The sequence below is a fragment of the Mesorhizobium norvegicum genome (assembly GCF_004919685.1).
Lineage (GTDB): Bacteria > Pseudomonadota > Alphaproteobacteria > Rhizobiales > Rhizobiaceae > Mesorhizobium > Mesorhizobium norvegicum.
On sequence record NZ_SMYZ01000022.1, the window covers coordinates 57,578 to 70,111 of the forward strand.

Sequence of the window (12,534 nt, forward strand, 5' to 3'; positions counted from 1 at the left end):
AAGTTGACGACGACGGAAGGGAGGCCGCCATTGTCATGGAACACGCGAGTTCCCTTTCCCCGGAGCGCAGTGCGGCGGATCGGTCAGACACCGTTCTGAGCGCCGAGCGCATCTCCAAGAGCTTCGGCGGCATCGCCGCCCTGGTCGATGTCGGCTTCGAGCTGCGGCGCGGCGAGGTTCATGCCTTGATGGGCGAGAACGGCGCCGGCAAGTCGACGCTGATGAAGATCCTCTCCGGCGTCTACACCGGCTATGAAGGCACGGTCAGCGTCGATGGCCGTTCCGTCAGCTTCGCCGGCGTGCGCGACGCCGAGGATGCCGGCATTGCCATCATCCATCAGGAACTCAACCTGGTGCCCGAACTCAGCGTCGCCGACAACATCTTCCTCGGCCGCGAGAAGCTGATCGCCGGGCTGATCGTCGACCGCAAGGCGAGCAGCCGCGCGGCGGGTGCTTTGTTGCAGCGGCTCGGCATCGAACTCGATCCGCAAGCCCGCGTCGGCGCCCTGCGTGTCGGCGAGCAGCAGCTGGTCGAGATCGCCAAGGCATTGTCGATGTCGGCACGCATTCTGATCATGGATGAGCCGACCTCGGCGCTGTCGCCGGCCGAATGCCAGCGGCTGTTCCGCATCATCCGCCAGCTTGCCGAGAGCGGTGTCGCCATCGTCTACATCTCGCATCGCATCGACGAGGTCATGCACCTTGCCAGCCGCGTCACCGTGTTTCGCGACGGGCGCCATGTGCTGACCGAGCCGATGGCCAGGCTCGACGAAGATGCGATCATTTCGGCGATGGTCGGACGAAACCTGCTCGCTTCCTCCCAGGAAGAGCGCCACTCCGGCGGCAAGATCGTGCTTTCGGTTAAAAACCTGTCGCTGTCGAAGCCCGATGCGCATGGCTGGCGCACGGTCATCGACGGCGTCGGCTTTGATCTTGCCGCCGGAGAGATCCTCGGCATTGGCGGGCTGCTGGGTTCGGGCCGCACCGAGATCCTGGAAGCGATCTTCGGCTCGAGCGATGGCCGCACCGGCGGCGAAATCCAGGTCGACGGCCGGCCTGTGGATATCCGTTCGCCCCGCGATGCGAGGCGGCTGAGTATTGCGCTGGTCACCGAGGACCGCAAGACGCAAGGCCTGCATCTGCAGGCATCGATCACGGACAATGTCGCGCTGCCGCTGGTCGGATCGCTGGCGCGCTTCGGCATCCGCTCGCTGGCCGGCGAACAGGGGCTGGCGCGGCAGGCGGTCAAGGCGCTCGGCATCCGCTGCCAGGACATCGACCAGCCCGCCGGCACGCTTTCCGGCGGCAACCAGCAGAAGGTCGTCATAGGCAAGTGGCTGGCGACCAGGCCGAGGGTGCTGTTGCTGGACGAGCCGACGCGCGGCATCGATGTCGGCGCCAAGCGCGAGATCTACGACCTGATCTTCAAGCTGGCGCGCGACGGCCTCGCCATCGCCGTCATCAGCTCGGAACTGCCGGAGCTTTTGCATCTTTCCGACCGCATCCTGGTGATGGCCGATGGCCGCCAGACAGGCATTCTTTCCCGCGATGCGGCCAGCGAGGAGGCCATCATGCGTCTCGCCGCGCCGCGCCGGACCATATCGAGACCAGCCGCATGACTGCCCTGAAACTCCTGTCCCGGACCAAGCTCTATTGGGGCCTGATCGCCATCTTCCTGATCGGCGTGCTGGGCTCGCCGATGAGTTCGAAGGGCAACAACATCTTCCTCTCCTACGGCAATCTGCTCGACGTGCTGCGCCAGGTGTCGACCACCGGGCTGATCGCCACCGGCATGACGGCGGTGATCATCACCGGTGGCATCGATCTCTCCGTCGGCTCGCTGATGGCCATTTGTTCGGTGGTCTGCGCCATGCTGCTGACGGTTCCTGGCGTGACGCCGGGCGTCGTGCTGGGCGTGCCGACCGTCGCACTGGTGGCGCTTTGCATCGGATTCGTCGTCACCCGCTTCATCTTCCAGAACCTCGCAAAATCCCGTGCCGGCGCCGATCTCGTCCGCGAGATCAGGCTGGACGGCGTTCGCGGCCTGGTTACACCTGCTGTCGTCGGTGTGGTCCTGTGCAGTCTGTCCCTGTGGTTTCTGCTGCCGCAGATCGAGCCGAAATTCGGCGTGCTCGGCGTGCTGCTGGTGGCGCCATGCGTGGGGCTGCTGTTCGGCGCGCTCAACGGCTTCATCATCGTTGCCGGGCGGCTGCAGCCCTTCATCGTCACCCTGGCGATGATGGTGACGGCGCTCGGCATTGCCCGGCTGACCGCAGGCCAGAACAATGCGGTGCTGCCGGTCTATACCGGCTCGAACGCCACCGCCGATTTCGAGATCCTGCGCTCGCTGGTGTTCGGTGTCATCCCGATGCCGGGCCTGTTCTTCCTCGGCGCCATCGTGATCTACGGCGCGGTGCTGCGCTTCACGCCGTTCGGCCGCTATGTCTATGCCATCGGCGGCAATGAGGAGGCGGCACGGCTCTCGGGTATCGCCGCCGGCCGCGTCAAGATCGCCACCTATGCCATCTCCGGGCTGCTCGCCGGCATCGCCGCCGTGCTTTATGTCGCGCAGTACCGGCAAGGCAAGCCGGATGCCGGCGCCGGGCTGGAGCTCGACGCCATCGCCGCCGTGGTCATCGGCGGCACCAGCCTGATGGGTGGGCGCGGCAGCCTCATAGGCACGTTCTGCGGCGTGCTGATCTTCGGGCTGCTCTCCAACATCCTGCAGCTCCACAACATCAATTCGAACCTTCAGCTGGTGCTGAAGGGGATGATCATCATCGGCACCGTGCTCGTGCAGGAGCGCAATGCCGGTGATCTCCTGGCCTATCTGCGCCTGCCCGGCGGGCAAGCGGCGCACAAGGAAACGGCCGCGGCAAAGCGGCCGTCGCAAGAGACACCGTCTCTCAATCTCGGAGGAAACAAAAATGAAACGACGTGACATGCTGAAGCTTGCCGCCATGACCGCGGCACTGCTGACCACCACCGCGCTCATGACCACCGGTAATGCCTTCGCCCAGGACAAGAAGTGGAAGATCGGCTTCTCGCAGGTGACGACCATCGAGCCTTGGCGCGCGCAGTTCAACAAGGACATCCTGGCCGAAGCCGCCAAGCATCCCGAGGTCGAGCTGATCATCACCGACGGCGAGGACAAGACCGAAAAGCAGGTCGCCGATGTCGAGAACCTGATCCGTCAGGAGGTCGACGCACTGCTCGTGTCGCCGAAGGAATCCGCCGGCCTGACCGGCGTCGTGCAGCAGGCGATCGATGCCAAGATCCCGGTCTTCGTGCTCGACCGCAATGTCGACACCAAGGACTACACGCAGTTCGTCGGCGGCGACAACGCGCTGATCGGCCGCGCGGCCGGTGAATATGCCGTCGAGCTGCTTGGCGGCAAGGGCAAGGCAGCCGGCAACGTCGTCGAGATTTGGGGCGGCATGGGCACCCAGCCGGCGCATGACCGCCATGACGGCTTCCATGAATTCACCGACAAGGAGCCGGGCATCAAATATCTGCTCGACCAGCAGTCGGGCGACTGGAAACAGGACCAGGCCTATAATTTGATGGCCAACGCGCTGAAGAGCAACGAGAAGATCGATCTCGTCTACGGCCACAACGACCCGATGGCCTATGGCGCTTATCTCGCCGCCAAGGACGTCGGCCGCGAGAAGGACATCAAGTTCATCGGCATCGACGGCCTGCCCAACGAAGGCGTGCAGATGGTGAACAAGGGCGAGCTGACGGCCACCTTCACCTATGTCACCCCCGGCGCCGAAGGCCTGCGCCAGGCGATCAAGTTCCTCAACGGCGAGAAGGTCGAAAAGACCATCACTCTGCCGACCGAGAAGATCACCAAGGAAAACGCCGCCCAGGTGCTGAAGGACAACGGCCTCTGAGTTTTCGCCGGGGATAAGTGCCGGCCTAAGGTCCAGGTTCTTCGTCCCAGGGACAGCTTGGCACCCTTCCTCTCCCCCGTCGATCGGGGGAGAGGTGTCGAGCGCAGCTCGACGGAGTGGGGGGTCGACCCTTGGCGCGGTGCCGGAAGATTCTTGCGCCCTGGTCCCCTTTCAATATTCGTTGGCGGCGGTTGCCAGGTGGTTCCCCCACTCCGTCGCTGCGCCACCTCTCCCCCCTCCGGAGGGAGAGGAAAGGACCTGGCCGCCGCACCTACGCCAGCTTCGCCAGCAATTTCATGAAGGTGGCGATCTCCTTGGCGGAGAGCGGCGCCAGCGTTTCCTGCGTGATCTCGCGGGCCAGCGGGATCAGGCGCTCGATGGCGTCGCGGCCTTCCGCGGTCAGATTGACCAGCAGCCGCCTCTTGTCGACCTCATGTTTGGAAAGCTCGACCAGGCCGCGCGCCTTCAGCCGGTCGATGACACCCTTTACCGTCGCCGCATCCATGGCGATCAGCGTGCCGAGCTGGTTCTGCGAGGTCTCGCCGACGTCGCGCAGCTTGGCCAGCGCCGCGAATTGCGGCGGCGTCAGATCGCCGATATGCGCGGCAAAGATCGAGACATGGCGCTGATGCGCCTTGCGCAGGATGAAGCCGACCTGCTCCTGCAAGAGGTAATCCTGATCGTCCGGCGTCTCGACCTCGACCAGCTTGAGCAGATTGTCCTCGACGCTCACCGGAGCCCGTCCCAGGCCTTGATATCCTTGGCGGCCAGGCCGCCCATGCGGTCGTGCACGCGTGGGCCGCAGGTCATGGCCAGGCAGAACAGGATCTCGTCGGGGCGCGGCCCGTCATTGATGCCGACCTCCATGGCGTCGAAATGGCTGCGCACATAGGCGGCGTTGATGTGGCCGAGCGGCACGTCGAGCTTTGAACCGAAAGCGCCGACCTTCTTCGCCGACGGTACGATCGCCTTGGCGTCGCCGAGCCGCTCGCGCATGGCGTAGCCGCCGGGCACATGCCAGAGCGCACCGTGCTCCAGCTCACCCGCCGTGCCGACGATGGCGCCCTTGCCATAGCCGTCGATCTGCTTCACGTCACCGCCAAGCGCTGCGATCAGCCGGTCGGCGAGCAACAGGCCGAGCGGCTTCAGATCGTCCATGGCGCTCTGCAAGTCTTCGACATAGCGCCCGGCGAACGGGTTTTTCACCAGCGCCATGGCGGCGGCGCGGCGGCGCGGCACCTTGGCCACCGGGCCGCCCTCGTGAAAGATCTCTTCGGTCAGAACCGCGATCTTGCGGATCGGAAACTCAGGCATGCGCAACTTCCTTCCCTGGGATTTTGTTGGGCGCGGCAAGCGCCATGGAACCACTGATGCGGGTCTGGCCGGCAAGGAACAGCGCCGATGCGGCGATAAACCCCCTGCGGCGGAAATCTTCGGCGACAGTAAGCCCGCTGTCCAGCGCCGTGGCGACTTCATCCGATGAAAGCCTGCCGACCTCTTGCGTCACCAGCCGGTCACCAAGGTCGCTGTCCGGCGCCAGCTCACGCGCCGGCACACGTCGGACGGCCGGATGGTGGGCTAGGTCGACAGCATTGGCGATCAATGTTGCGGCAGCATCGGCCTCGGCGCCGCTCCGCGCCAGCACGGTCACCGCATCCGCAATGCCCAGCGAAAACGAGCGTCCGCGCCAGCCGCTGGTGGCAACGCCGCGCACGCCATCCTCGGCGTGGATGATAATGCGATCCGCGAGACCGTGCCCCGTGCCGGCAATGGCAAGCGTCATCGACTGCCCGGCGCCGAGATGGATGGCGCTGTCGCCGCCATTGTTGACGTAGACGCGATCAAGCTTCCGTCCGGCAATCAGCGCGCCGAGTATTTCGTCGGCTACAGAGCCGGCGACGGCGGCCATCGGCGTGATGAATTTCTCCGCCAGCGGTGCGACTGCCGCCTCCATACGCCGCGCCGTCGACCCGGAGAACAGGCGGGCGCGCAACGAGGCGGGGCGGCGCAGTTCAGGAAGCTCATCAACCAGCTCGGTCAAAATGGTCTGGAACCGCGCTACGGCCTGCTCATAGGCCCGGCGGCATTCGTGCGGCTCGCCAAAAACCTCGACGATCAGGTCGATCGGCCCGTGGTTGAGATACAGCCGCTTGCCGTCCTGCAGCCAATGCGTTTGCGGGCCGTCCATCATCCGGTCTCGTTCGACGCAGCGCGGCGCAATTGCGCCAGCGGTGGCCATGGATTGCTGGCCGCGGCACCCGTGCCGCGGCGCGGATTAAAATATTCGCCGCCCTTGGCGACGATGTCCTCGACGCTGCGGATCTCGGCCTCGTAGCCTCCGAGCCTGATATAGTCGTCGCGGCGCAAGGTGAATTCGATCGGCGCCACAAGTGCGGGGGTCGGCACATAGCCGAAGGCGCCCTCCGGTACCCTGGTGACATCGACCATCAGCGTGATGCCGCCGCCCGGCCAGACATAGACCGGCGCGCCGCCGACCGTCACATAGGTGGTCAGACCCTGCACCGATCGCGTGAGGTTGACCGGGTTTTCGGTGACGCCGGCACGCAGCGAACCGCCGGCGCCGCCGATGAACAGCACGGTGCACAAAGCCGGCTCGCAATTGTCTTCGATCAGACCGACGGACTTTTGCAGCCGCTCGGGAAACGGTTTTTGGACCGGTTTCAGCTCGTCATCGAGTTCGTAATAGGCGAACTGCTCGCCGGTGGTCGACACCATCAGCAGCGACAGGCCCGGCCGCGCGCCCTTCTTGGCGTTCCACTCGCCGAGGATCGACAGCGGGTCCGAAATGCTGGTGCCGCCCCAGCCCAGCCCGGGCTCGGAGACCTTGAAATAGCGGCCCGGCGTTGAGCGGCGGCCGATGATCTTGATGCCCGTATCCTGCCAGCCCAGCACCTTGCCGGCCTGGTGCTCGGAAACGACCCCGGTGATGTGGTCGTCGACCACCACCACCTCGTCGACCAGGCCGCGCCATTGCGTGGCGAACATGCCGATGGTGGCCGAGCCGCAGCCGACACGCATGCGGTGTTCCTGCTTGCCGTCGATAACAGGCGGTTTGCCGGCTTCGACAATGATGGTGGCGCCGCCGTCGATGGCCAGCTCCACCGGTTTGCGGTTGCACAGATTGAGCAACGCATCGCAGGTCGCCCGACCTTCGGCCTTGGAGCCGCCGGTCAGATGATGCACGCCGCCCAGCGACAGCATCTGCGAGCCATATTCGCCTGTGGTGACATGGCCGATCGCCTCGCCTTGGGCACGGACGATTGCCGTCTCGGGGCCGAGATGCCGGTCGGTGTCGATCTTCACCTTGACGCCGCAATAGGAGAAAATGCCCTCGGTGACGACGGTGACGAGATCGACGCCCTCGACTTCCTGGCTGACGATGAACGGCGCCGGCTTGTAGTCGGGATAGGTGGTACCCGCGCCGATGGCCGTAACAAAACGGCGGCCGGTGTTGACCAGTTCGCCGTCCCACGCCTCGCCCTCGGCGACGAAGGGCACCATGGCGGCACCACTCTCCGCCGCATGGTCGAGGATGGTCAGCGGGTCCATCCGCACGATCCTGCCGCCGACATTGCCGTAGCGGTCGCAGGCGCCGGTGCGGCCATCGGCGATGTAGCACATCACCGGACAGGCATCGCAGCGGATCTTCTCCGCAACCAGCTTCTCGCCGGGATCATGGGTTTCGAAGCGCTCGGCAAGCTCGCTCATCGGCGTGCCTCCTTTTCGCGAATGGCGGCGCGGATACGCGTCGGCGTCGCCGGAACCTTGGTGACCAGCACGCCGGTGGCGTGGCGGATGGCGTTGAGGATCGCCGGCGCCGTCGGGATCAGCACATGCTCGCCTAGCCCCTTGGCGCCGAAGGGTCCTTCCGGATCCGGAACTTCTATCAGGATTGTTTCGATCGGCGGCACGTCGCCAATGGTCGGGATGAGGTAGTCGTGCAAATTCTCGGTACGGCCAGGGATGTACTCTTCCATCAGCGCCATGCCGATGCCTTGCGCGATGCCGCCTTCGATCTGGCCTTCGACCAGCAGCGGGTTGATCGCCTTGCCGACATCGTGCGCGGCGGTGATCTTGATCAGCTTCACCGTGCCGAGCTTGAGGTCGACCTCCAGTTCGGCGATCTGCGCGCCAAAGCCGTAGACGGCATAGGGTTTGCCTTGGCCCTTGGCATCGAGCGGCAGCGTCGGCGGGTCGTAGGTCTCCTCGGCGCGGAAGACGAAGCCTTCGGCATCCACGTCGAGCGAGGCGAGTTCGATACGGCGCGTGGCTTCGCCTTCGCGGATGACGATCGCCTGGCCGTCGAGCTGCAGGGCTGCGTTTTCGGAAACATTGGCGAAGCGCAGGATTTTCTCGCGCAAGGCGCGGCCGGCTTTTTCGGCGGCTTTGCCGGTCACAAAAGTCTGGCGCGAGGCCGATGTCTTGCCGGCGTCGGGAGTGATGGCCGTATCGGCGCTCTTCAGTTGGAATTTCTCCAGCGGCAGGCCGAGCGCGTCGGCGCAGATCTGGGTGATGACCGTGTTCGAACCCTGGCCGATATCGACGGCGCCCTGGTGCAGGATGACGGTGCCGTCGGCCGCGATGCCGACCCGGATTGTCGAAGGGTTGGGCAGCGAGGTGTTGCCGCAGCCATACCAGCACGACGCGACGCCAACGCCGCGCTTTCTATCCCTGTTGGCACTGTTGAATGCATCCGCATCAGCCGTCGCGCGCAGCCAATGCGGCTGTAGCGATTCGAGGCATTCGGCAATGCCGACGCCGGTGTCTAACCGCTGCCCGGTAACCGTTTCGGAGCCGTTCCGAAGGCAGTTCCTCAAGCGAAAGTCGAGCCGGTCGATGCCGAGCTTGCCGGCCAACTCGTCATAGAGCGTCTCCTGCATGATCGTCGCCTGCGGCACGCCAAAGCCACGGAAGGCGCCGGAGATCGGCCCATGGGTGTGGATGGCGCGGCCTTCGGCGCGATAGTTCGGCGTCGCATAGGGCCCGGAGGCGTGCACCGGCACGCGGTTGGCGACCGTCGGGCCCCAGCTGGCATAGGCGCCGGTGTTGAAGTCGCCGTCAAAGATCATGCCGGTGACAAGGCCCTCGGCATCCGCGCCGATGGTCGCTTTCATCTCGGCCGGATGGCGCTTGGTGGTCGAAATCATCGATTCGGTGCGGGTGTAGGCAAGTGCCGCCGGCCGGCCTGTCTTCAGCGCCACCAGGCCGATTAGAGGCTGCAGCGAAACGTCGAGTTTGGAGCCGAAGCCGCCACCGGTCGCGGTCGGCACGATGCGCACCTTCTCGACGGCAAGACCAAGCACCTTCGCCGTCTCGTCGCGATCCATATAGGGTGCCTGGGTGCAGGCGACGACCACCAGCGTATCGCCGTCCAGATAAGCATAGCCGGCTTCCGGCTCGATATAGGCGTGCTCGACATAGGAGGTGTCGATGGCGCCGGACACGGTGAACGCCGCGCCGGCAAGCGCCGCTTCCGGGTCGCCGCGTTCGACCAGGCCGGAGGTGAGCAGGTTCGCCGGCCGACTTTCGTGGATCAGCGCGGCACCCTCGGCCTGCGCTTCGGCAGGTTGCAGAAAATGCGGTAGTTCGCTCCAGCGGATAGGAAAATCCGACAGGTCGAGATCGAGGATCGCCTCGCGCTCGCCGGCAACCAGCGCCACCGCCTCGCCGCGAAGCCGTGAAAACCCTTCGGCCAGAGCCGGCTGGTCGGCGAACGGACCGATAGCGCCGAAACAGTTTTTTCCGGGAATATCGGCTGCGGTGAAGACACCGGCGACGCCGGGATGCGCCTTCGCCCAGCCGTCGAGGTCACCGAAGGCGAAGCTGGCGTGGTAATGCGGCGAGCGGACCACCAGCACGGCCAGCGCATCGGCCGGGAAGGAATCGCCGCCGAACTTCTCGCCGCCGGTGACCTTCGGCACGCCGTCGAGCCTGATGGGCGAGGAGCCCACGGCATTGCCCGAGATTGGCATTCTACGATCAAGGCCGAGATCAAACGATTGGTGTTGGTGCTGCCCCTCACCCTTACCCTCTCCCCGTGAAGAACGAGGAGAGGGGGCCGCCAGCGCTGGAGCTTCTCCCTTCTCCCCGTCACTATACGGGGAGAAGGTGCCGGCAGGCGGATGAGGGGCAGCGCTGCCCGTTGATGGTTCGAACCGTCCGGCATCCATCACCGCCGCAATGATCTTCCGGTAGCCGGTGCAGCGGCAGAGAATGCCGCCCAGCGCATCCTGCACTTCGGTTTCGGTCGGACTGGGCTGCTTGTCCAGCAATGCCGTTGCCGCGACCAGCAGCGCCGGCGTGCAGATGCCGCACTGCGCCGCGCCATGGGCGAGGAACGACGCCTGCAGCGCCGACAGCCGGCCATTGGCGAGGCCTTCGACCGTTGTCACGGACGCCCCGGCAGCGGACGCGGCCGACATCAGGCAGGCGCAGACGGGATCGCCGTCGACCAGCACCGTGCAGGCGCCGCAATCGCCGGCATCGCAGCCGACCTTGGTGCCGGTCAGCAGCAGTTCTTCGCGCAACACCAGGGATAACCGGCGCAGCGGTGGCACATTGACCGAGATGGCGGTGCCATTGACCTCGAAGGCGATATCGGTGCGCGCAGCGCCGAAGCCAGGCTGGCCGTTGCCCAGGTCGGACAGGGCTTCACGCACTTCAGGCTGAATTTGGCTCATGCCGCCGCCACCTCTTCGCCAGGCGTACGCCCCACAGCCGCAAGCACGGCGCGGGCAACAATCTCGCGCACTGCATCGAGCCGGTATTCGGCGCTGCCGCGCACATCGGCGATCGGTGACAGTTCGCTCATCGGCGCGGCCAGGACCGCGTCGGCAAGTCCGCCGTCCACCGGCAGCCCGCGCAGCGCGGCCTCGACGCCGGCCAGCCGCCTGGCCACCACCGAGCAGGAGCCGGCGGCGACGGCCGCTTGCCGGACAGTGCCGTTGTCGACGACCAGACGCGCCGCCACCATGGCGATGGAAATGACAAGGTAGCGCCGGGCGCCGAGCTTGACGAAAGCCGACGTGCCCATGGCGGCCGGCTTCGGCACGCGGATGGCCGTGACCATCTCGCCGGGCAGCAGAGCCGTGCGGCGATTGCCGAGAATGAAGTCGTGCATCGGCAGATGGCGTATCGCCGCCACCGAGCGCAGCTCGACCTCGGCATCGAGGACAAGCAGGGCCGGCACGCCGTCGGCGGCAGGCGACGCATTGCAGAGATTGCCGGCGACCGAGGCGACGTTCTGGATCTGCGCCGAGCCAACCTCGCGCGCCGCCTGCTTCAGCGCATCGAAAGCCGCCGGCAAGGGACGGCGGATAAGGTCGGTCCATGTCGTGCGCGCGCCGATGACGAAGTGGTCGTCCGTCTCCGCAATGCCGCGCAGCGAAGCCAGGCCGTTGATGTCGAGAACATTGTCGCGGAAGGGCTTGCTGCCTTGCGCCGGATAAAAATCGGTGCCGCCGGCAAGGATGCGCCAGGCGCCCTCGCCAAGCAAAGCGAGCGCTTCGTCGACCGAGGTGGGTTTCGCGTAACGGATCACGCTTTGCCTTCCAGAAAAGAGGTCTTCCAGAAACCGGTGTTTCCAAAGACTCTGCCGGCATCGGTCGCCGGGCAAATTCATTCGTATGCAAATGATATCAAGCCAGCAGGAATTGTCAAAGCCGGAGTTTGCGGCGGCTCGGCCGGCACGCATTTGTTACGCAGCCAGAGGTTGACGCAGCCGGCCATCTGGTCAAGTTTCTGCCTCCGGTCGCGACAGCGGCATTTTTTCACTGGAGCAAGCTCCCAAGACAACCCACAAGGAAGCCCCCATGGCCGACGAAGCGCTTGTCGTCATCGACCTGCAGAACGACTTTTGTCCGGGCGGCGCGCTGGCGGTTGCCGGCGGCGATGAGATCGTGCCGCTGGTCAACGACCTGATCCGGCGAACCGACCATGTCGTGCTGACGCAGGACTGGCATCCGGCCGGTCATTCCAGCTTTGCCTCCAGCCATCCAGGCGCGCAGCCTTATACGATGATCGAAATGCCCTACGGCCAGCAGACGCTGTGGCCGGACCATTGCATCCAGGGCAGCCTGGGCTCGGATTTCCATTCCGGCCTCGCCTGGACCAAGGCCGAGCTCGTCATCCGCAAGGGATTTCGGCCTGATATCGACAGCTACTCGGCCTTCTTCGAGAATGACCGCACGACGCAGACCGGCCTTGCCGGCTATCTCCGGGAGCGCGGCATCGACACGCTGACCCTGGTCGGCCTGGCGACCGATTTCTGCGTCGGCTTCTCGGCGCTGGACGCCGTCAGCCAGGGTTTCAAAACCACCGTGCGGCTCGATGCCTGCCGTGGCATCGACCTCAACGATTCGCTAGAGGCCATGCTGCAGCGCATGCGCGACGCCGGCGTGACGCTCGAAGACCATTTGTCGGACTGAAGGACCGTGGGGCGTCAGACAAAGATATTATGCCCGAAGGCAGAGTTATCGCCTTTGGGCAAGAACCCCCTCACCCGGATTGCCAACCGAATTGCGAAGGGCAATTCGGGGCAATCCGACCTCTCCCCGAGGGGAGAGGAGGTCGCCGGCGCCGAAGCTCGTCTCTTCTCCCCAACGGGGAGAAGGTGGCC

The 12,534-nt window shown here is 65.3% G+C and carries 10 protein-coding genes; 4 read left to right on the forward strand and 6 right to left on the reverse strand.

What is annotated here, in order from left to right; genetic code table 11:
- Positions 1–35 precede the first annotated feature (35 nt).
- From FCU66_RS09855 to FCU66_RS09865, 3 genes are read left to right on the forward strand one after another with little or no spacing between them, the layout of a single operon-like run.
- Entirely contained in the window at positions 36–1,619 is a 1,584-nt protein-coding gene (locus tag FCU66_RS09855; protein WP_136616043.1) for a sugar ABC transporter ATP-binding protein, read from the forward strand.
- Positions 1,616–2,941, forward strand: a complete 1,326-nt coding sequence (locus FCU66_RS09860) for an ABC transporter permease (RefSeq protein WP_136616042.1) — start codon at positions 1,616–1,618, stop codon at positions 2,939–2,941. The genes FCU66_RS09855 and FCU66_RS09860 overlap by 4 nt, the downstream gene beginning before the upstream one ends.
- The gene (locus FCU66_RS09865; protein ID WP_136616041.1) at positions 2,928–3,896 is read left to right on the forward strand and encodes a substrate-binding domain-containing protein; all 969 of its coding nucleotides are present in this window, start codon (positions 2,928–2,930) and stop codon (positions 3,894–3,896) included. Before FCU66_RS09860 ends, FCU66_RS09865 begins: the two co-directional genes overlap by 14 nt.
- A gap of 271 nt (positions 3,897–4,167) precedes the next feature.
- Here FCU66_RS09865 and FCU66_RS09870 read toward each other — a convergent pair whose 3' ends face one another.
- The 6 genes from FCU66_RS09870 to FCU66_RS09895 are packed head-to-tail and all read right to left on the reverse strand — an operon-like array spanning position 4,168 to position 11,457.
- Positions 4,168–4,629, reverse strand: coding sequence for a MarR family winged helix-turn-helix transcriptional regulator (locus FCU66_RS09870; RefSeq protein ID WP_136616040.1), 462 nt, complete (start codon positions 4,627–4,629; stop codon positions 4,168–4,170).
- Entirely contained in the window at positions 4,626–5,210 is a 585-nt protein-coding gene (locus tag FCU66_RS09875) for an amino acid synthesis family protein (protein ID WP_136616039.1), read from the reverse strand. The genes FCU66_RS09870 and FCU66_RS09875 overlap by 4 nt, the downstream gene beginning before the upstream one ends.
- Positions 5,203–6,084: a UPF0280 family protein gene (locus FCU66_RS09880; RefSeq protein WP_136616038.1), complete on the reverse strand. Its 882-nt coding sequence runs from the start codon at positions 6,082–6,084 to the stop codon at positions 5,203–5,205. The genes FCU66_RS09875 and FCU66_RS09880 overlap by 8 nt, the downstream gene beginning before the upstream one ends.
- Complete coding sequence (locus FCU66_RS09885; RefSeq protein WP_136616037.1) at positions 6,084–7,625, reverse strand: 6-hydroxynicotinate reductase; 1,542 nt, start codon at positions 7,623–7,625, stop codon at positions 6,084–6,086. The genes FCU66_RS09880 and FCU66_RS09885 overlap by 1 nt, the downstream gene beginning before the upstream one ends.
- Positions 7,622–10,597: a molybdopterin-dependent oxidoreductase gene (locus FCU66_RS09890; protein ID WP_246093840.1), complete on the reverse strand. Its 2,976-nt coding sequence runs from the start codon at positions 10,595–10,597 to the stop codon at positions 7,622–7,624. The genes FCU66_RS09885 and FCU66_RS09890 overlap by 4 nt, the downstream gene beginning before the upstream one ends.
- Entirely contained in the window at positions 10,594–11,457 is an 864-nt protein-coding gene (locus tag FCU66_RS09895; RefSeq protein WP_136616036.1) for an FAD binding domain-containing protein, read from the reverse strand. Before FCU66_RS09895 ends, FCU66_RS09890 begins: the two co-directional genes overlap by 4 nt.
- A 271-nt stretch (positions 11,458–11,728) precedes the next feature.
- Here FCU66_RS09895 and pncA point away from each other — a divergent pair, with 271 nt between their 5' ends.
- On the forward strand, positions 11,729–12,343 hold the full coding sequence (gene pncA / locus FCU66_RS09900) for a bifunctional nicotinamidase/pyrazinamidase (protein WP_136616035.1): 615 nt from the start codon (positions 11,729–11,731) through the stop codon (positions 12,341–12,343).
- Positions 12,344–12,534 lie beyond the last annotated feature (191 nt).